This window comes from Rufibacter sp. LB8 (assembly GCF_014876185.1).
In the GTDB taxonomy this organism is placed as follows: domain Bacteria; phylum Bacteroidota; class Bacteroidia; order Cytophagales; family Hymenobacteraceae; genus Nibribacter.
The window spans coordinates 2,505,800-2,526,306 of sequence record NZ_JADALJ010000001.1 but is presented as its reverse complement, the minus strand read 5'-3'; the positions used below and the strand labels follow the sequence as shown (position 1 = coordinate 2,526,306).

The 20,507-nt window shown below is 52.7% G+C and carries 12 protein-coding genes; 6 read left to right on the top strand and 6 right to left on the bottom strand.

The genetic code is table 11. The annotated features are described in order from the left end of the window. Positions 1-100 precede the first annotated feature (100 nt). The 3 genes from IMY23_RS10625 to msrA form a co-directional block, all read right to left on the bottom strand. Entirely contained in the window at positions 101-2,416 is a 2,316-nt protein-coding gene (locus tag IMY23_RS10625; protein WP_192822062.1) for a PAS domain-containing protein, read from the bottom strand. Between the two features lie 119 nt (positions 2,417-2,535). Further along, a complete protein-coding gene (gene mfd, locus IMY23_RS10620; protein ID WP_192822061.1) occupies positions 2,536-5,892 on the bottom strand; it encodes a transcription-repair coupling factor in 3,357 nt (1,118 codons plus the stop codon). Between the two features lie 460 nt (positions 5,893-6,352). Next, complete coding sequence (msrA, locus tag IMY23_RS10615; protein ID WP_192822060.1) at positions 6,353-7,015, bottom strand: peptide-methionine (S)-S-oxide reductase MsrA; 663 nt, start codon at positions 7,013-7,015, stop codon at positions 6,353-6,355. 517 nt (positions 7,016-7,532) lie between these two features. On the opposite strand from msrA, the gene IMY23_RS10610 reads away from it, so the two are divergent. The 6 genes from IMY23_RS10610 (at position 7,533) to IMY23_RS10585 (ending at position 15,698) form a co-directional block, all read left to right on the top strand. Continuing rightward, positions 7,533-9,362 (top strand): 7TM diverse intracellular signaling domain-containing protein, encoded by a 1,830-nt coding sequence (locus IMY23_RS10610; protein ID WP_192822059.1) that lies wholly within the window; start codon positions 7,533-7,535, stop codon positions 9,360-9,362. A 528-nt stretch (positions 9,363-9,890) separates the two neighbouring features. Then, positions 9,891-11,372: a tail fiber domain-containing protein gene (locus IMY23_RS10605; RefSeq protein ID WP_192822058.1), complete on the top strand. Its 1,482-nt coding sequence runs from the start codon at positions 9,891-9,893 to the stop codon at positions 11,370-11,372. Positions 11,373-11,397: 25 nt separating this feature from the next. Next, positions 11,398-12,900, top strand: a complete 1,503-nt coding sequence (locus IMY23_RS10600) for a tail fiber domain-containing protein (protein WP_192822057.1) — start codon at positions 11,398-11,400, stop codon at positions 12,898-12,900. Positions 12,901-12,947: 47 nt separating this feature from the next. Further along, positions 12,948-14,393, top strand: a complete 1,446-nt coding sequence (locus IMY23_RS10595; protein ID WP_192822056.1) for a T9SS type A sorting domain-containing protein — start codon at positions 12,948-12,950, stop codon at positions 14,391-14,393. 277 nt (positions 14,394-14,670) lie between these two features. Then, positions 14,671-15,024: a hypothetical protein gene (locus IMY23_RS10590; protein WP_192822055.1), complete on the top strand. Its 354-nt coding sequence runs from the start codon at positions 14,671-14,673 to the stop codon at positions 15,022-15,024. A 137-nt stretch (positions 15,025-15,161) separates the two neighbouring features. Beyond that, positions 15,162-15,698 (top strand): ferritin, encoded by a 537-nt coding sequence (locus IMY23_RS10585; RefSeq protein WP_192822054.1) that lies wholly within the window; start codon positions 15,162-15,164, stop codon positions 15,696-15,698. 57 nt (positions 15,699-15,755) lie between these two features. Here the strand turns inward: IMY23_RS10585 and IMY23_RS10580 are convergent, their stop codons facing one another. The 3 genes from IMY23_RS10580 to IMY23_RS10570 all read right to left on the bottom strand — a co-directional run bounded on the left by IMY23_RS10580 (position 15,756) and on the right by IMY23_RS10570 (position 20,457). Then, complete coding sequence (locus tag IMY23_RS10580) at positions 15,756-16,055, bottom strand: ferredoxin (protein WP_192822053.1); 300 nt, start codon at positions 16,053-16,055, stop codon at positions 15,756-15,758. 79 nt (positions 16,056-16,134) lie between these two features. Next, on the bottom strand, positions 16,135-16,704 hold the full coding sequence (locus IMY23_RS10575; RefSeq protein WP_192822052.1) for a hypothetical protein: 570 nt from the start codon (positions 16,702-16,704) through the stop codon (positions 16,135-16,137). A gap of 198 nt (positions 16,705-16,902) precedes the next feature. Beyond that, complete coding sequence (locus IMY23_RS10570) at positions 16,903-20,457, bottom strand: gliding motility-associated C-terminal domain-containing protein (RefSeq protein WP_192822051.1); 3,555 nt, start codon at positions 20,455-20,457, stop codon at positions 16,903-16,905. Positions 20,458-20,507: the final 50 nt, after the last annotated feature.

Below are 20,507 nucleotides of genomic sequence, written 5' to 3'. Positions count from 1 at the left end.
TTACAAATACCAGCCAAAAAGGCCACCCGTGTTTGCACGGGTGGCCTTTTGTTGTAGTTCAAGGAAAACTCCTGGGTGCTGTTAAACCAGAAGCAATTATTTATTCTGAAACGGTAGGGAAATAAATCTGGAAAGTGGTGCCTTTGCCCACCTGGCTGCTGACCTCAATACGGCCGTTGTTCTTCTGAATAATTCTGTTGATGATGTAGAGGCCCAGCCCGGAGCCGGACACGTGGCTGTGGAACCGCTTGAACATCTGGAACAACTTGTGTCCGTGGCGCTCCATGTCTATGCCCATGCCGTTGTCTTTGATGGTGAGCACCACAAATCCGTCTTGCTTCTCTGTGCTTAGCATGATTTCTGGGGTGCGGTCTACCGACTGGTACTTGATGGCGTTGCTGATGAGGTTGTAGAAAATGCTCTTGAGGTTGACCCGGGAGAAAACCAGCGAATCTGCCTCAGAGAAATCTGTCTTGATGCTGGCGTTTGAACTCTTGACCATGTCTTTGATGCTGAAGGTCACCTCTTCCACCAAATCCTGCAGGGGAACGACCTCGCGCTGGGCATTGATGCTCTTCTGTACTTTCACAATCTCGGCCAGGTCTGAGATGGTGGCGTTGATCTGCGTGAGCGATTTCTCAAACATGGTGATGAGCAGCGGCGCGTCTGGGTCATGGAAGGTGGCGTGGCTCGTGAGTTCCTTGAAAATACCGGCCATGTTGATGATGGGCAGCTTTAAGTCATGGGAGGCCGTGTAGACAAAGCTGTCCAGGTCTTCATTGATGCTGCGCAGTTCCCGGTTGGTCTGTTCCATGAGCTCTTCATGGCGTTTCTGGTCCTCAATGTCTGTACAGGTGCCAAACCAGCGCACAATCTTGCCGTCTGCGTCAAGCAGGGGCAGCGCCCGGCCCAGAAACCACCGCCACTCGCCGTCTGCCGCCCGCCTGAACCGGTACTCCACCTCATAAGGTTTGCCGGTCTGCAGAGAAATCTGCCAACGCTCAGAGGTGCGCACCTGGTCATCTGGGTGCAGGATGTCATTCCACATCTGGGTGCCTTTGCTGGTTTCTACGTCATAGCCGGTGTAGTCTACCCATTGCTGGTTGAAGTAGTCATGGAAACCGTTGGGGTCTGTGGTCCAGACCAGTTGGGGCATGCTGTCGGCCAGGAACTTGAAGTGCTGGGTACTCTCCTGCAAAGCCAGCTGCGTCTTTTTCTGGTCATGGATGTCTGTGTATGAGCCCACCCACATGGTAATGGCACCTTCAGAATCTCGCACGGGCATGCCCCGCACCAGAAACCAGCGGTATTCGCCAGTGGCTTGCGCGCGCCAGCGGTTCTCCACCATGTACGGCGTGCCGGTGGCCAGGCAATGTCGCCAACCCGAAATGGTGCTGTCCAGGTCTTCTGGGTGAATGTAGTCTTCCCAGCCCCAGCCGGTCAGGGTCTCACGGGTGCCGCCCAGAAAATCATACCAACGCTGGCTGTAATAATCCACGTACCCGTCTGGGCGGGAGGTGAAGGTCATGTGCGGCAGGGCGTCAAGAATCTGGTTCAGGCGGGCATGCGACGCCTGGAGTTCAGCGGCGTAGCGGTTTTTCTCGGTGAGATCCAGCATGGCTCCAATCATGCGCAAGGGCCGGCCGGTGTCATCACGGGCAATAATGCCGCGGTCAAATACTTCGGCGTAGCTGCCGTCTGCCTTTCTGAACCGGTATTCATCTTGCCAGTTCTTCTTGCCGTTGTCTATGGCGTCATGAATGCCGTGCACCACGCGCTCACGGTCATCCAGGTGAATGCGGCCGTACCATGAGTTAATGTATTTCTCAACGGTTTGGTAACCAAAAATAGTTTTGAAGCCGTTATTCCACCAAATGGTGTCATCTGCCAGGTTCCAGTCCCAGATCACGTCATTGGTGGCCATGGCCAGCAGTTGGAAGCGTTCCATGTTTTCCTGCGCCTGCCGGGCCTGCCGCTCCGTTTCCTGCTCGTACTTCTGCTGCTGGGTCACGTCTTCCACGGTGTGAATGAGGTAGAGCACCTGCCCGTTGGTATCTAGCACCGGTTTGTTGTGGGGCAGCCAGTATTTCTCCTCAAAACCGCCGCCGCGCTCAGCAGAACGGGTCACATCATAGCGCTGCAGGGGCATCTGGTGCGGGGCTTTGTGCGCCAGCACGTGTTCCAGAGACTGCTTAAGGTTCAATTCGCCTTGCGCCTGAAGCGCGTCTGGATTGTCTGGGAAAATCTCAAACAGATAATGGCCTATGATAGAACGGTCTTTGAAGGTGGCCTGCAGGTACGCCTCGCTGGCCTCTACAATGAGCAGTTCCGGTGACAAGATGAGGTATAGCCCCGGCAAGGCCCTGAACACCGAAAGGACGTCTGAGTTGGTGGCAGGGATTGGTGAAGAGTTCATGTGCAACAAATTCAGTGCGATTGAAAAGAACCGGGGGCTTGATGAAAAGTTGGTCAGCCGTAGGCTGGCCTGCTGTTTTCGGGCTCATTTCCGGGAATGAGCCCGAAAACAGAAATACATTATACTTTCAAATCCTCAAAAATGGCCTTGGCAGCATCAAGGGAGGAGATATTCTCCACAATCACGATGAGCTTGTCTTTGGCTTCCTTCAGTCTGGAACGGCGCGGATGCTGCTGAACGTACTGCAGAATGCGGCTAAAAGTTTCTGACTGAAAGAACGGCTCATTGTTCACGCTTGGTATGTAGCCTTTGAGGGTTTCTTTCTTAATGGTGAGTTTCTCAAAACCCAGTTGGCAGGCCTCCCAGCGCATTTTCACAATGTTCACCAGCTGCTCCACCTGCTCCGGCATAGGCCCGAAGCGGTCAACCATGCCGGTCACCAATTTCTCCAAACTTTCCAGGTCTTTCACGCTGTCCAGTTTGCTGTACATCTGCAGGCGCTCAGAAATGTTGCTGATGTAGTAGTCCGGAATCAGAATCTCCAAGTCTGTCTCCACGCTGCATTCGCGCACGGGATCCAGCAATTTCTCGGCGTCCAGTTCTTTGAAGAACAGTTCTTTGAACTCGGTTTCCTTGAGTTCCTGCACGGCTTCGTCCAGAATCTGGTGATACGCCTCAAAACCAAGATCATTGATGAATCCGCTCTGTTCGCCGCCCAGCATGTTTCCCGCTCCGCGAATATCTAAATCACGCATGGCAATCTTGAAGCCTTCGCCCAGGTCAGAGAATTCTTCTAAGGTACTCAAACGCTTGCGGGCATCTGACGGCAAACCGGAAACTGGTGGCGTCAATAAATAACAATACGCTTTCTTATTAGACCGGCCCACACGGCCGCGCATCTGGTGCAAATCACTCAGCCCGAACATGTGCGCGCGGTTGATGATGATGGTGTTGGCGTTGGGAATGTCCAGCCCGCTTTCAATGATGTTGGTGGAAACCAGCACGTCATACTCACCTTCCACGAAGCGCATCATGCGTTTCTCCAGCTCCTCGGGGTCCATCTGGCCATGCGCGAAGGTGACTTTGGCATCTGGTACCAGTTTGAGAATCAGGTTACCCATCTCCTCAATATCCGCTATGCGGTTGTGCACGAAGAAGACCTGGCCTTTGCGCTTGATTTCCGCTGAAACGGCGTCTCTGATTAAGATATCATCAAACACGTGCAGCTCGGTCTGTACTGGCTGGCGGTTGGGCGGCGGCGTGGCAATCACACTCAGGTCACGGGCACCCATCAACGAGAAGTGCAGCGTGCGCGGGATGGGCGTGGCGGTGAGCGTGAGCGTGTCAACGTTTACTTTTATTTCCTTGAGCCGTTCCTTGGTTTTCACGCCAAACTTCTGCTCTTCGTCAATAATTAGCAGGCCCAGGTTCTTGAACTTGACGTCTTTGCTGGCCAGGCGGTGCGTGCCAATCAAGATATCGGTTTTTCCTTCGGCTACGCGGCCCAAGGTTTCCTTTATTTGCTTTGTGGTTTTGAACCGATTGATGTATTCCACCTGCACGGGGAACGCCTCCAGCCGATCTCTGAATGTTTTGTAGTGTTGCATGGCCAGGATGGTGGTGGGCACCAACACCGCCACTTGCTTGCCGTCACAGGCGGCTTTGAAGGCGGCGCGTATGGCCACCTCCGTCTTCCCGAAGCCCACGTCTCCGCACACCAATCTATCCATGGGGTGTGGGAGTTCCATGTCGTTTTTCACGTCTTCGGTGGCCTTGCCCTGGTCTGGGGTGTCTTCATAGATGAACGAAGATTCCAGCTCGGCCTGCAGGAAACCGTCTCTGCTGAACGCGTAACCGGGCGCTTTTTTGCGTTTGGCGTAGAGCTTGATCAGTTCAGCGGCAATGTCTTTGACCTTGCTCTTGACTTTCTTCTTTTTGTTTTCCCATTCCGGCGAGCCCAGTTTGCTCATGGTAGGCGGCGTGCCTTCTTTGCCCGTGTATTTTGAGATTTTATGCAGCGAGTGGATGCTCACATACAGCAAATCATCGTCTCTATAAACTAACCTGATAGCTTCCTGCAACCGACCGCCCACTTCCACTTTCTCCAGCCCCGCAAATCGACCAATGCCGTAGTCCATGTGCGTGACGTAGTCGCCGGGCTTGAGCATTTTCAGCTCTTTGAGCGTGAGCGACTTGGCTTTGGAATGGCCTTCGCGGGTTTTGTGTTTGTAGAAGCGCTCAAATACCTGGTGGTCTGTGTAGCACACCAGTTTTACCTGGTCATCCACGAAACCTTCGCGCAGCGCCAGCATTAAATGGTGGAACCGGACGTCCTGGTCCAGTTCGTCAAAGATGGTGGTTAATCTATCTGCCTGGCGCGGCGATTCAGCGGCAATCACGTTCACGTAGCCGTTGCTCTGGTTTTCATGCAGGTTGGTCACCAGCCGCTTGAAATCTTTGTTGAAGGAGGGTTGCGGGTGCGCCTGAAACTGGATGACCTCGGCATTCTTGAAATTGAACCGCTTGCCAAATTCCACCAACGTGAATTTCTCCAGTGATTTCTTGAAGGCTTTGCCGCTTTCAAACAAATCCTCAGGTTTGGAGACAATCTGCACGCCCGCGCTGCCTTCCAGCATCTCCTGAAAAGACTGTTCTGCTTTCTCGTAAGACTCCGTGATAACTTCCACGGCCTGGCGGTAATCTTTCACCCAGATGTTACTGTCCTGCGGAATAAAATCCAAAAACGGTTCCCGCGTCTCCTGCAGCAGTTTAGTTTGTACGTTGGGAATGATGCTGATTTGCTTTTTCTGCTCCACGCTCAGCTGCGTGTTGGGGTCGAAGGTTCTGATGCTCTCAATTTCATCGCCGAACAATTCTAACCGGAACGGCAAGTCGTTGGCATAACTATACACGTCTACAATGCCCCCGCGCACGGCGAACTGACCGGCTTCATACACAAAGTCTGTCTTCTCAAAGTCATAGCTGCTGAGCATTTCGGTGAGGAAGGCCACGTCCAGCTTTTCGCCTACTTTGGCACCCAGGGTGTTGGCCACCAGTGACTTTTTGTTGATGACTTTTTCGGTGAGGGCTTCGGGGTAGGTGACAATGAGCGCACCGGCGCCCGCGCGGTCGTTGAGTCGGTTCAGGACTTCAGCCCGAAGGAGAATATTTGCATTCTCTGTGCTGTCAAACTGGTAAGCGCGCTTGTAGGAACTGGGGAACAGCAGCACTTCCTGGCCGTCTTCCAGCAGGCTGGTGAGGTCGCTGTAAAAATAGGCGGCCTCTTCGCGGTCATGCAGAATGAACAGGTGCGTGCCGGCCTGCATGGTCTGCAACGCCGACGCCACCACGGCGTCCAAACTGCCCACCAGGCCTTTCAATTGTATATGGTTCGGTGCCGTGGACTGCAGCTTGAGGGCCACGGTTTGCACCACGGGGTCTTGCCGGTACAGCTCTAGAAATTGGGTTGCTTTCAAAGGAAAATCTGTTCAGGAAATAGTAAGGCAAAGCTAGCCATTCTTGCCGGTTCATGGAAACGCAGCCGTGCCGGCTTAGTTGCTGGTTTTTAGTGATTAGTTGTTGGTGACCTCACCCCCAACCCCTCTCCCACGGAGAGGGGAGTTTTGGCATTTGCGTTTTCGGGCTCATTTCTGGAAATGGAGCCAAAAACGGAAAGAAGAATTCCCTCTCCCTCTGGGAGAGGGCTAGGGTGTGCCTATTAAAAGAAACTGAATTCTCAAGTACCCAGAAAGTGCCCTCATCCTAACCTTCTCCCAGAGGGAGAAGGGACTGGTAAATCCCGTTTTCGGCCTCATTTCCAGAAATGAAGCCCAAAACAGAAGTTGTTACAGCTATTAATTTAAAATTTACAAATTTCCACATTCACAAATCTCCAAATTGGGAATTAGCACATCAGCACATTAAAAAATCAGCCCATTACTCGTCCTTCAACTTCCCTTCCATCTTCTGCTTGAACTTCTCCAGTTTGGGTTTGGAGACGCTTTGCATGTAGGGGTTGTCTTGGTTGTAGCGGTAGAAGTCCTGGTGCTCGGCCTCAGCGGGGTAGAACTCGGTGAGGGCGGCCACTTGCGTGACAATAGGTCCCTGAAACACGCGGTTGGCATTTAGTTTCTTGATGTAGGCGTCAATCTGGGCTTTTTCCTGTGGCGTCTTGTAGAAAATGGCCGAGCGGTACTGCGTGCCTACATCGGGTCCCTGGCGGTTGAGCGTGGTGGGGTCATGCGCCGCGAAGAAGGCTTCCAGCAGGGTTTCATAGGTAATGACCGTGGAGTCATAGTAAATCTGCACCGCTTCGGCGTGGCCGGTGAGGCCGGTGCTGATCTGCTCGTAAGTCGGGTTTTTGGTGGAGCCGCCGGTGTAGCCCGAGATCACGTCTTCCACCCCGCGCAGTTTCTCGGCGGCTTCCTCAGTGCACCAGAAACAGCCGCCGGCAAAAGTGGCCACCGCCACATCTGCCTTGTTCTTGGTTGATTTTTTAACCGATGCTGGTTCTGCCGAGCCTGTCTGTTTGTTGTTCTGGCTTTGCGCGCAAGACGCCAAGCTCAGCAGCAAGAGTATGGAAAAGAGAAAATGTCTCATAGAATAAGTGGGTAGAAAAGATGTAAAAGTAAAACCGGTGGACCAGGGGAATAGTTTAGGGTAAGGGTCATTGGTGGATGTGGGGCAGAAAGCAATTACAGGGATGTTCAGGTTTTGATCAGGTATTGAATGTAATTGATAAGTGGAACCAAAGCTAGTGTTTACTGTCTGCTGAGCATAGTTAAAAGGTTGTCCTGTATCTTTCCTAACATTGGTACTATCTTCTGAGTAATTGTCTAATCCAATCATTGCCTATGTCAGGAGCATGGAGAGACCTTGCTTTCATATGAGTAATTCTGTAAATATATGATTCATACTCTATTATAAATTGTCTGTCAAGGAGGAAGGATTCTTGCAGGAAAACAAATTCAATTTATTTGTCAAACATTTTATAGTAATAATCACATATCTTTACAGAAGGACCATATAAAATGTATTTCTCTTTAACTGCTTCCCCTTGCCTTCTAAAGCATATTCTGCCGCAAAGCTTATTCTCACAGTTGTCCTTCTGCTTGGGATGTTTCCTGTATCTGTCCAGTCAATCGCTGGGGAGACGGGCAGGCAGGAAGTAGGTGTGAAGATTTTATGGGTAATGCCTGACCGGGGCTATTCCTTTGACAGGGTGCGCTTAGATGCCTCGCTCGTTCGTGAGAAGGATGATTCTTTGCGGGTGACTAAGGCAGGCCGGTTCTGGCTAAAGTTGGAAGCTGTCAACCGGGGGCTGTACGCGCAGGCTTACAGGGTCAAGGTGTATCCCTTTCTCCACAACACCATCTTTTATTACGCGGAGAATACTTCCTCGTGGACCTCCCAGCAGGTAGGAATCACGGCCTCCTCTGACCTGTACGTCTCAAAGGGGGAGATGCCCTTGATCATACAGGGTAGGTCTACCTGCATTTTCTATGTGCTGGTAAAAGTAGACCTGGGAAACGCCCTGCCCAAGGTTGTCCATGCGCGTGCGACCATGGAAGAGGAGAATGCCGCGGAAGAAAGAGAGGGCTTTCTGTTTACGGCATGGGCCGTCTCCATGGCAGTGCTGTTGATTTTGACGCTCAACAACCTGCACCTGTATTACCGCTTCCGGGATTCCGCCATATTGGCTTTCCTTATCACCCAGGTGGGAGGTATGCTCTATATCACTGCTTTCCGGTTTATTTTCAATGTCATCTTCCCCGGCATTGTTTTCAGCTCAGAGGTACTCGCAGATGGCACTTGTTCTTTCTACAACATGAACAATTTGTTCATGCACTTGAGCGTAGTGATGATCATGTACGGCTCTACCCAAATGACACGGGCCTTCCTGAACACTAAAAAGAATTTACCTAAACTTGACAAATGGCTCCTCTGGTCTATGAAGGGGTATATGGGGTTCAGCGCAGGGGTGGCACTGGTCAATGTCAGTGGTTTTTACATAGAGCGGTATACCATATTATTTGACAACCTTTTGGTATTGGCGCTGGCAGGCCTGCTCCTCTTCACCGGAATAGTGGCGTTTCGGGCGAGGCTGCCTTTCTCCAAGTCCTTTCTTTTTGCCCACGTCCCGCCTTTGGTGTTCATTCTGAGCGTGGCGTTTTATCATGTGTTTGTCAGCTTTACCAATGGCAGGCTGCTGTTGCCAGACCTGGCCATTGTTTCACAGGCCCTCTGCTTTTCGGCGGCGGTGGTCACCCGAATCCAAGCCCTTCGGAAAGATCTCTTGGACAAGGAAATGGAAATGGACGAACTTGCCCTTGATATAAGGAAGCAGGAAATCAGACAGCGGGAAACACTGCGGGAGAAGAATAACATACAGGCCGCGCTCCAGCAAATGGATGTGCAGCGGGAAAGGAAGGAGATGGAGATCCGGCAATTAAGCTCTGAAATGCAGGAAAAACAATCTGCTAACAAGGAGTTGTTGGAGCAACTGGATGCCAAGCGCCGGGAGTTGGCTTCCTCCACGCTGTATATGGAGCAGAAGAACGCTATGTTGGCCCAACTGAAACAGCAAATCAAGGACTTGGACAAAAATAGTCCGAACGTTGAACCCAAGGAGTTGGCCGGGATAAAATCATTGCTGAATGCCAACCTTCATTTAGATGACGACTGGCTTAAATTCAAGCTGCATTTTGAGCAGGTTCACCCTTATTTTTTCCAAGACCTGCAAGCCAGGTATCCCGCGCTCACCAAAAACGAGCAGCGCCTGTACAGCTACTTTCACATCAACCTTTCCACCAAGGAGATCGCCGCCCTGCTCAACATAGATCCGGCAAGCGTACGGAGAGCTAAAACCCGCCTCCTCAAAAAGATGGCCGCTACTGATAACGGTTTGGCTCCAGATGCGCCAGACGAGACGGAAGCTACCCAATAGCGTTTGTAATCTTCCCACTCTGTTAAGGCGGTAATTGCTTATAAATGTCACTTTATTAGTGACTTATAAAACTGCGTCTGTCTTTTTGTTTCCAATGACAATCCCAGATTTATTGAGGCTGTACACACTTTGTCTACGGTCTTAATTAGGAAAGAGGCTACTAGTTCCTGAAACTTTGCTGATGGTAGAAGTAGCAGGGAATCATAGGTGTTACCTAGAGATTTTTATCTGGAATTTTAAAGCGAATGCAGCAAATCTTCCTAAGGGTGCTGTCTGGTGGGCCTTCACTTCCCATAGTGCAGAGCTAATGCCACGGTATACTTGATTCCACTAATTAAAATCCACCCTAAAGCTAGCTCTTTGATTTAACTGCTATCTAGGTTGGACTAAAACCTAGCCCCTAATCAGTTTTTGACCCTAGCATGAGGGACACATGCACCTCATTTTTTTATAATTCATACAAATATGAAAGGTAACCTACCCCCAATTGCCCTTAGTAAAGCAAGCTTCCTGTTTTGCCTGTTTTTTATGGCAACTATGCTTTTAAACAGCCCTGCCGTTTTTGGCCAATCTACCGGCGTGCGCATTGGCGGCACCCCAGCCGCTTCGCCTGACCCCAGCGCCATGCTGGACATTGCCGCCACTGATAAAGGCCTGCTTATTCCCAGGCTCACCGAAACCCAGCGCCAGGCCATTGCCAGCCCGGCCACCGGCCTGATGGTTTTCCAGACCGATGGTACTTCCGTAGGGTTCTGGTATTATGTGAGTACGGGCGGCTGGACTTTCCTGAACCCGGCGGGCGATGGCCTGGGCAACCATACCTTAACCCAAAACCTGAACACAAATGGCAAGGAAATACGGAGTGGAAATTATCCAGGTCTAAGTATAGCTTCTGACGGGCAGGTAACAATTGGCACTTCAAACCGCAATATAAGCGGAAGCGACATTGATAATAATAAATTAGGTTTATGGCTGCGTAATACCGATGCCGGTTTAACCATTACCGGCGGGATAGGCTACGGCTTCAGTTCGTTACCGGTAACCGGCGCCGGCGACCGGCTGTTTTACGCGCCGCATTACGCGGCTTTCCGGGCAGGGGGCGTTAGTGCAGACCAATGGAACACCTCTAACCTGGGTTTTTATTCAACTGCCTTCGGCTACGATGTGAAAGCGAAAGGCAACTATACTTTTGCTGCCGGTTATCAGGCCGAAACCTATGGAGCCTACTCCGCTGCCATTGGTTATCTGGCAAAGGCCCAGAGCGCCGCGTCGATGGCAATTGGATACCGCGTTACTGCTTCCGGCGATTATTCTACTGCTTTAGGTTACCGGGTTTCCACCAATGGTTATGCAGGGTCTTTCATAATAGGCGACCAGAGCACAACTTTTGAAGCAACTTCTGAAGCCAGTAACCAGATGAAAATGCGCTTTGCCAACGGCTACAAACTCTACACCAATTCGGCCGCTACGGTAGGCGCGGTTTTGACCGCTAACGGCAATGCCTGGAGCACCATTTCGGATGTAAACCGCAAAGAGAATTTTGCCCCGGTAAACGGCGAAGCCTTCCTGCAGAAAATTGCCCGCTTTAACCTTACCAGCTGGAACTACAAAGGCCAGGACAGCAAGACGCTCCGCCACTACGGGCCCATGGCCCAGGACTTCCACGCCGCTTTCGGCACGGATTCCTTCGGCACCATCGGCAATGACACCACCATCAACCAGGCTGATTTTGACTGCATCAACTTAATTGCCATTCAGGCGCTGGAGAAAAGGACCGCGGAGCTGCAACGGGAAAACAGCCTACTGAAAAAACAACTGTCTGAATTAGCGCAGGATAAACCCAAAACTGCCGCCGCCCTGAAGAAGGAGAATAAATTAATGAAAGCCCGCTTCGGTCAACTGGAATCTGAACTGACCGAAATAAAAGCATTATTACAAGGCAGCCAAAGCCAAGCAGTTCAAAACGCCCAGCCGCAGGCGGCTCCTAGGAACCCAACAGCCCTCATATAAACCAGATATTAAGAAAACCGAATATATGAAAACAATACGCTATCACCGTTTAGGCTTACATTTTGCCCTCTTCCTGCTGAGTACTGGAGTGTTTGCCCAGCAAAATGTGGGTATTAACAACCCTACCCCCCATGCCTCGGCCGTGCTAGACATTGCGGCCACCAATAAGGGCCTGCTGATTCCGCGGCTCACCGAAGCCCAGCGCCAAGCCATTGCCTCGCCGGCCACCGGCCTGATGGTTTTCCAGACCGACGGCTCCGTGGGGTTCTGGTACTACGTGAGCACCGGCGGCTGGACGTTCCTGAACTCGGCAGGCGATAACCTAGGCAATCATACTGCTACCCAGACCCTAAACCTAAACAATCAGCGTCTGCTTGGCACCGCCACAAGCGCCCTTGGGGATTCCACGGCCCAGGTGGAGATACAAGCCCACGTGTCCAATAAAAGTGCCGCCTTTATCACCCGCAGCGAAGAAAATAGCAGAAAATACACACGCACCATTCTCTCCGGTTACGGGACAGGTCCCATGGGTCAGGGTATTGATTATGCCGTTTGGGGCAATGCTTACCGCTCTGGCGGCTGGGGCGCTATCTTTTCGGCCGGTAATCCCGTTGCGCCCACACGGTGGGTAGGGCTGGCCCAGCACCCGGGCTTTACAAATGCCGGATCGGCTATCCGGATTGTGGACGGTACCCAAGGCGTGGGCAAGGTGCTTACCTCTGATGCCGAGGGGAATGGCAAATGGGCAAGCCCAAGCCAAACGGCCACACAGAATTTCAATCTGGCCACCTTTAAATTAGTAGGCAACGGAGGAAGCAGAGGCATTAGCATCAGTAATACCGGCGATATATATATGGTAGAAGACCCGGCCAACGGCAATAACCAGACACTTTACCTGCCAGGGCACCTGTATCTAAGTCCATTAAATGCAAGTACTCCAATAGCTTATATTCAAGCCCGCGTGCCCGTCCCCTCTGCCAGTACAAACATTGGCCTGACCCTACGCACTACTATCGCCGGAGGTGTCCGAGATGCGCTTACAATCTCCCCAGATGGATCAGCAAACTTCTATGGAACCGTAAAAGCAAATAACGTTACGTTAACCTCCGATGCGCGCTTTAAGCAGGGGGTGCGGCCAGTGGCAGGAGCACTAGCAACGGTACAGGCGCTGCGCGGGGTGCGCTACACCTGGAATGAATTAGGCATAGCGCACGGCGGCCAGGCCAATGCAGAACAGATAGGTTTCCTGGCCCAGGAGCTGGAAAAGGTATACCCTGAACTGGTCACCACCGATGCCGAAGGGTATAAAGCCGTCAACTACGCCCAGCTTACGCCGGTATTGCTGGAAGCCATCAAAGAACTGTCCCAAAAAGAGGCAGCGCTGCAGAAACAGGTTGAACTCCTTAATAAACAGCAGGCAGTGCTTCAAATCAAAACCGACCAGCACAGCACCGCCTTACAAACCTTGCAGAAGCAAATGGCAACGCTCTTAGGAGAAGCCCCAGCCGGAACCCAAGCCCGGAAATAATTTTCATAAATCAATCAGGCGAATAGCATATGAGATTTTTAAAAGGAATGAAAGCAGCGTTGCTTCTCCCCGTTTGCCTTGGTTGGCTTGCCTTTGCCAGTCAGGCGCAGGTCATCACGAATAATGGCGCTTCCATCTTTGTGTCTGGCGGCGCCGTGCTGACCGTGAAAGGGAGCTTCATGAACATCGTCAGCGGGAACGCCGTGCCTTCCGTAGAAAACAACGGGACCATCCAAGTCTCTGAAAATTGGCAGCTCACCAGCCCAGCCCTCTACTCCGGCACCGGTACTTTAGAATTGAACGGTACCAGCGCGCAGCAGATTTCAGGCACCACGGTAAACAGCTTACTCATCAACAACCCCTCCGGTGTCACGCAACTGGAGAACCTGACCGTTACCGGCAACCTGACCTTTACGAACGGGGACCTAACGGCCACCGCCGGTAAAAGCCTGAAACTGGAGGGGAGCATCACAGAAAACAAAAACAGGATTTATGAAGGTGCGTTAACCAAAGCTATGCCCGTAAACCCTGCTACAGTCAGCCAGGACTTTGGCAACATAGGCGTTACGTTTGAAAACCCAGACGGCGGTAATTGGGGTGAGGTAATCATCTCACGGGTAACCGGAGCCCTTGGCGCAAAAGCCAACCCCAACAACCCTGGGATGAAAGGCATTAAACGGCACTGGGAAATTGAGCCACAGTTTACTCCGGCGGGCAAAACCATTGACCTTACCTTAACCTGGCTTACAGATGAAAACAACGGACTTACTTTTCCGGGGAACCTGGCCCAGGTCTGGAAAAGCGAAGACAAAGGGGTGACGTGGCTACCGGTGGGCGATATGACTCCTATTATCTTATCTGCAGACGGTAATATGCAGAGCGTGACGGTGCAGACGGGCAGCTTCTCCATGTGGACCGTCAGCGATGTCGCCAACCCATTGCCGGTCACGTGGCTTTCTTTTGACGCCAAGGCCTCTAAACAGGGCAACGAGCTTTCCTGGTCAACCGCCTCAGAAGTGAACACGGCTTCCTTCACTGTAGAACGGTCCTATACCGGTAAGGATTTTACTGATATTGGGCAGGTGGCCGCGGCTGGGAACAGCACGCTGGTTCAGAAGTATGTATTTTTGGATAAATCAGCTTTGCCCGGGTCTGGTGCCGTGTATTACAGACTGCGCCAAATTGATACAGACGGTAAGTTTGAGCACAGCAAAATAGTGGCCTTGGAAAAGAAGGGACAGCCGTCTGGTTTGAGAATGTCAGCGTTCCCCAACCCCTTCTCGGGGGAACTGACGGTGAGTATTGACCAATTGTCTGGGATAGCGCAAATCCGTCTTTATGACCTGCGGGGAAAAACCTACTACCTCCAGCAGGTGGAGGTTAGGGAGGGCAGGGCGGTCCTGGACTGGCTGCCAGATCTGGCCGTAGGCCTTTATTTATTAGAGGTCATAATAGCGGGAGAAACGGAAGTAGTAAAGGTTATGAAAGAATAAAAGAAGCCCGGTGCCGTTTATGGTGCCGGACTTGCTTTTAGGTTTCCCCCTCCAAGGCTGTGTCAGGGTTTATGGCCTTTCATGTTAGATACAAAGCGAGTAATCTCGTCTGAGATACAAGTCTGCGCCTCCCGTTTTCGGTCTCATTTCCGGAAATGAGACCGAAAACGGAAATTCTTATTCTGCGGAGATGACAAATATCAGCTTAAAGTATTTGGACTAATTCTAAACAAGGCTTACTTTTGTAGTGTTCTCTCATCAGACACCAGCTTACCGTATGCCTACGCCTCCCCAGTTGCATGAACTTTTCAAGACCGCCTTCGGGGCTATCTACCAATGTAACCGCTACAACTGTTACTTTGTGGAGTTCGCGGGTGGGGTGTCGCCGTTCAAGGTGCGGGATTTTCTGGAGCTCAAGCAGCAGGTAGACGCCATTGACCTCTCAGTGATGGCCACCAACCCGGCGCGGGCCTTAGACGTGCATGTGTTGATGCCGCCGCGTTCTGAGCGTTGCTTTGTGCTCACGCTCACAGATATTGTGCGGTTCAAAGAGCTGCTGCAGGGCGCCAAAGCCATGATCAGCCTCAACAGCCTATTGCGCGAGTGTTTGGCGGTACCGGCCTTCGCGTAAGCGCTCCTCTTAAAATCCTTATATTTAGACTGAATCTGTATTACCCAAATTTTGGGGCTTTCCAGAACCATGCACGTGGTTTACTGGTATATTTGATTTCAGCGTTGCCCAACCTTCGCTGTTAAATTTACCAGAACATGAAAGACTTACTGAGACTGCGTACCTCTCTTTCTGAGGAAACTGAGACGCTTTTGAACGAACAGATAAAAGTAGAAGCCCATTCCTCGGCGGTGTATTTGGCCATGTCCAGCTGGTGCAACAGCCAGGGTTTTGACTACAGCGCAGATTATTTCATGAAACAGAGCCACGAGGAACGCGAGCACATGCTCAAGCTCTTCAACTTTGTGAGCGATCTGGGCGGTCGCGCCATCTCGCCGGAGGTGACCAACGTGCCCCAGGAGTTTGACTCATTCAGAGATGTGTTTGAGAAAGCGCTGCAGCAGGAGATTTTTGTGACCCAGCAGTTCAACCGCATTGCCGGCCACTGCACCAAGACCAATGACTTTATGACGTTCCAGTTTCTGCAGTGGTTCCTGAAAGAGCAGGTAGAAGAGGAATATGTGGCCCGCCGCGCCCTGGAACTCTTTGACGTGATTGGTGAGGAAGGCACCGGCCGTTACGAGATTGATAAGGCCGTACGCAAGATTTCTTATGACAACGGCGGCGATGAATAAGCACCAGAAAATCTAGCCTTCGGCCGAAGGCCAGAAAAGCAAAATCCCTCAGATTCTTTACGAGTCTGAGGGATTTTTTTGGTTCTGCCCGGTTTGAATGTGCTCTTTTAACGCCTGCAAGGTCTGTTGTTCACTCAGGTCATGCAGCCAGATGTTCTGCGGTTGAATACAGAAGATGGGGCCGTGTTTGCAGCGGTCAGTGCAGTCAGTTTTAATGATTTCCACGTCGTCTTTCAGGCCGGCCATCTTGAGGTGGTCGCGCAGGGCCTTGCGTATTTCTTTGCCGCCGCGTTTCTGGCATTTGCCGCTGCTGCAGGCGTAAATCACCTGTTTGGGGTTGTCTGGGAATCTGCTCATGGGGTGGTGCTTCGTTCAAACGTACATACGGCAAAGTCTGTTTTGGGGCTCATTTCTGGAAATGAGCCCCAAAACAGACTTACATTTCTTCCTGCGCGTAAGCTTTTTCCTGGCGTCTGTACTCTACAAGTTTATAGATAAAGAGCAGCGCACCCACCACAATTAACCCATACTTGAGCCAGTCCAGCCATTTTTTCTCGTCCTTCTCAATGGTTTCCTCGCCCCTGAAATAGGTTTTCTGCAGCGCGGGCACTGACAAGGCATAGAGTTTGCGCTCGCCCTTGGTGGCCATGGTGTTCTCTTTGTCATTGTACTCCACGGCCACGCGGCTGCCCGGCGGCACAGTGGTTTTGAACGCGGCGGTGTCAAAGGTGGCCATGGTGTAGTTGGGCAATACCAGGCGCTCAGAGAATTCGCGGAGCCAGATGCCGTAGGTGAGCTTGCCCTCTGCGTCTTTCTTGAAGGAATAGTTGATGAGCGTGCCTTCCTTAGAAATGAGTTCCTTGGCAGACTGGGTGGTTTTGGTGGCGTTCTGGTACAGAAAAATGCCCAGGCCTAGTAAAATCAGCATGGTGGCAGGCAAAAACCTGCCGGAGAACGTCATGGGCACCGAAGGAACTCCCAGGTAGCGTTGTGATCTTTGAGCCATATAAAAATTGAAAAACGATGGTTAAAGGTAGGAAAACTATTACCCAAAAAACCATTGGCGGGGCATAAGAGTTCGGGCCGGGCCTCAATCTTAGGGCTTTTAAAGGCGCAAAGGTAAAAGCCCCGGCGCCCGTTTGCCAGAAAAGGTTTTTTAAGGTAGATGCGCAGAAGCCGTAAATTTCACAACGCCGGGCCGGGTTTACCGCACAATCTCCAGCCAGCCTTTGGCCGAAGCGCCAGACTCGTCTTTGAGCAGGAAGAAGTAGGTGCCTTCCACCAGATTGCCGCCGTTCCAGTTCTGCTGGTAAATGGCCTCGCGGTGGACTTCCTTGCCCCAGCGGTTGTAGACAATCAGTTCGGTGGGCAGGCAGCTGAAGCGCTGGATGAAGACATCATTGAGGCCGTCGCCGTTGGGCGTGATGATGTTGGGCAGGAAATTGGGCTCTACCACCACTTCGGCAATCTGCCTTACTTCCTGGCAGTTATCCCCGAAGATGAGGGTGAGGGTCACCTGGTATTTGCCTCGGTTGTTGTACACATGGCTGGGAGCCTGAGCCGTGGACTGGTTGCCATCGCCAAAATTCCAGAGAAAGCTCCGCGCATTGGTAATGGTGTTGGCGAACCGGGCCGTGAACGGCGCGTAACCCGTTATTTCAGGGTTAGACGGGCAACTGGAGATGAGGCTGGCCTGGCCGGCGGGCAGTGGGGTGATCTGGATGGTTTTGCGCACCGTGGCCACGCACGGCGACGTGATGGCGTACGTGACCTGCACACTGCCCGCCAGACCCGGTGCAGGCGTAAACAAACCCGTGGCCGACACATGGCTCCCAGACCAAACACCACCGGCAATATTGGCTCTCAGCTGAAAAGGAGCGGTGCTGCCCGGGCAGATTACGGTATCTGGGCCAATGTCCAGCACGGGTTGGTCCACCACGACGGTTTTGGTAACCACGCCGCAGAAACCATTGAGCCCGGTGCTGCGGTAGGTGAGCACGTGCGTGCCTATGCCCGCCACCGCCGGTATAAAGGTAGTACCACTCACCCCAGGCCCCGAAAATGTGCCGCCTGCCGGGCTGCCGGTCAACGGAATAGGCGTGGCATTGCCGCAGAAAGGTCCGTCTGGCAGTGTGAGACTGTGCGGCACCTGTTTCCCCACGTACACGGTTCTGGAACTGGAGCGCGAGCAAGCCCCCGTGCCGGTGACGGTGTATGTAAGCACATGACTGCCAATTAAAACAGACGAAGGTGTGAACTGATACGCATTGTTGTTCAAACTCACGCCCGTGCCCGTCCAGACGCCACCCGCCGGAAAGCCGGTGAGGGGGACCACGCCGTCATCTTCGCAGACTTCCAGATCTGGCCCGGCGTTGGCCGTGAGCTCCTCCACAAAGTCAAACTTGAAAGCCGCGTTGTTGCAGCGTTCACTACCGTTGTTCTGGGTGAAATAATGCGCGCCCGGCGGAATAGGGAAATTGGAAAACCCGCCGCAACCCCCGCAGACCGCCTGGTACACAATGCCCCGCTTGTCAAACCGGCTGGTGCCGCCGTCTACGTGTTCGCCGCTGCTCTGGAATTGGTTGCCGCCGTAAAAAGTGCCATACAGTAACCTGGACGCATTGGTGCCCAGCTGCAGGAGGTAGAAATCGCGGCCATCGGTGGTGGGTTTCAGGGCGTCTGGGGTTACGGGCAGGCCGGTGGTGGTGCCGTTGCCGTATGATTTGCCGTACCCGTCTATGATGCCTGAGTTGGTGCCACCGCCCCAGCCAGACACATAAATGCGTTGGCAGTCATCTACCAGAAAAGCCGTGGGCGAAATGTCAATGGTGGCCCGCCCCGCCCCAAACACCGTGGAGAATTCTGTGGCAGAGAGGCTGTTGTTCAGCTTATGGATGAACTGGCGCCCATTGGCATTGCTGTACACACTATCCGTTACAGGATATTCGCCCAGGGTCTGGCCCAGCACGTACACGTTGGCGGCCTGGTCTAACTGCAGAAAATAGGCTTGGTCATAGGCGCGGGTGCCCAGAAACGTAGCCGCCAATACCGTCTGCCCGTTGGCGGCAATTTTCGCCACAAAGCCGTCTGTGCCGCCGGTCTGTGTTTTCTGCAAAGCGGCGTCGGTGGCCGGTAGGGTGGGGCTGGTGGTGCCGCCGGCCACATACACGTTCAAACTGGCATCTAACTGAATAGAATAAGCTGCGTCAAGACCGGTTCCGCCAAAATAGGTGCTCCACACCACCTGGCTCAAGTCTGGGGACATTTTGCTGATGACCGCATCTCTTCGGCCGCCATTTGGTGTTAACCTAAACGCATTGCGCGTGGGAAAATCCTGTGACACGGTGTTAGACGCAATGTACACGTTGCCGGCCGGGTCTGTGATAATATCTCCCCTGAACTGGTCTCCGTAGTTTTTGGTCAGCGGCGTGTCTTCAGATGAAAGGGAATCCATGACGCCCTCATTGCCGGTGCCGCCCAGAAACGTGGAGGCCAGCAACTGTTGGCCGTTGGCGCTCAGCCGGGTAATGGTTAAATCTGAGCCTTTGCTGTAAAACGGCCCACCCGAAGAACCGAACGGATACGAGATGGGCCCTCCCTTGAACACCTTGCTGAACGCCGTGGCAGACGTGGGGAAATTTTGCGAGCTGGTGGTGCCCAAAACCAAAAGTTCATCGGCTGAATTCACCACCAGGCTGTTGGGAATGTCGGTTTCCAGGCCGCCCAGGTAAGTGGCGTACAGCCTCGCGGCCGCACCCGTTACTTTGGTGTTGTATTTGATGATGGCCATGTCCCAGGCCCCGGAATACGTACTCATGAAAGCCCCCAAAGAAACCGGGTAGCCCACGCCCGCCACAATGCCACCCGAGTACATGTTGCCCTGGCTGTCATGGGTGGCGGTATAGCCCCAGTTGTCTGCGGTAGAACCCGTGAACGAGGAAAACTCAATGACCGGGTCAATCACCAGCGGCAACGTGTTGTCATACCCCGCCGGGAACGAGAACTGCAGCACCGTGCCCGCCAATTCATAGGCGCAGGGGACCAACACGCGCTGCCCGTTTTTCAGTTGGTAGGCCACGGGTTTCTGTTCCAAGATGGTACCCACTGAGGTTGTGATCACCAGATTTCCTGCTTGCAGCTGCACCGATGAAGCACCTTGGTAGTTGACTTTTATCTGTTGGGTAGAAGCCCCCGGTGTCACCAGTAAATCATATTTCAGGTGCCCGTTCTGTTCATAAAGCGCCATGTCCACGCCGCGGTACAGGCCCTGGTAAGTCACCTGTCGGAAGCCTCTGGCCCCGCTTCCCCACTGCTTGGGGTCATTGCCCAGGTAATAGTTTCGGGTGCCGGGGGTGGTTTCCTGGCCAAGGGTAGGGGTTTTGGTACTGGCGCCCAGGAACGTGACGGCGTAGGCGTGGTTTTTTCTTGTCTTGGGGGTAAGGGGCGGAAGGTTTTGCGTGGGGCTGGCCGTTCTCAGGCTCTGGTAGGAGTGGGCATGCGGTGAGGCTACGGGTTCCTGCAAGGTGTAGACAAACCCGTTGGGCTGCAGGAACAGCTTTCCGCCGGGCACCTCTGCGGCAAATTTAACCTTGGCGGGCCACTGGCCTTTGTTTTCCACAAATTCCAGGGTTTTCTCATACGCGGCGGCATCTGTGAATTCAGTGCGTTCCCTCTTTTCCGGGGCAGGGCCATGGCCAGACAACAATAGCCAGAACGACCAGACCAGGGAAAAGAAAGACACAGTAAAAAGTGCGCGCATAGCCAGAAAGATAACTTCTGACAAAATACTAAATTAAAAGCGAAGGCGGT

Bases quoted from the DNA above. Each gene is read 5' to 3' on its own strand.
- msrA (WP_192822060.1), bottom strand. From the start codon at position 7,015: ATGAGACATTTTCTCTTTTCCATACTCTTGCTGCTGAGCTTGGCGTCT.
- IMY23_RS10575 (WP_192822052.1), bottom strand. From the start codon at position 16,704: ATGGCTCAAAGATCACAACGCTACCTGGGAGTTCCTTCGGTGCCCATG.
- IMY23_RS10610 (WP_192822059.1), top strand. From the start codon at position 7,533: ATGTTTCCTGTATCTGTCCAGTCAATCGCTGGGGAGACGGGCAGGCAG.
- IMY23_RS10605 (WP_192822058.1), top strand. From the start codon at position 9,891: ATGGCAACTATGCTTTTAAACAGCCCTGCCGTTTTTGGCCAATCTACC.
- IMY23_RS10585 (WP_192822054.1), top strand. From the start codon at position 15,162: ATGAAAGACTTACTGAGACTGCGTACCTCTCTTTCTGAGGAAACTGAG.
- IMY23_RS10580 (WP_192822053.1), bottom strand. From the start codon at position 16,055: ATGAGCAGATTCCCAGACAACCCCAAACAGGTGATTTACGCCTGCAGC.
- IMY23_RS10570 (WP_192822051.1), bottom strand. From the start codon at position 20,457: ATGCGCGCACTTTTTACTGTGTCTTTCTTTTCCCTGGTCTGGTCGTTC.
- IMY23_RS10625 (WP_192822062.1), bottom strand. From the start codon at position 2,416: ATGAACTCTTCACCAATCCCTGCCACCAACTCAGACGTCCTTTCGGTG.
- IMY23_RS10590 (WP_192822055.1), top strand. From the start codon at position 14,671: ATGCCTACGCCTCCCCAGTTGCATGAACTTTTCAAGACCGCCTTCGGG.
- IMY23_RS10600 (WP_192822057.1), top strand. From the start codon at position 11,398: ATGAAAACAATACGCTATCACCGTTTAGGCTTACATTTTGCCCTCTTC.
- IMY23_RS10595 (WP_192822056.1), top strand. From the start codon at position 12,948: ATGAAAGCAGCGTTGCTTCTCCCCGTTTGCCTTGGTTGGCTTGCCTTT.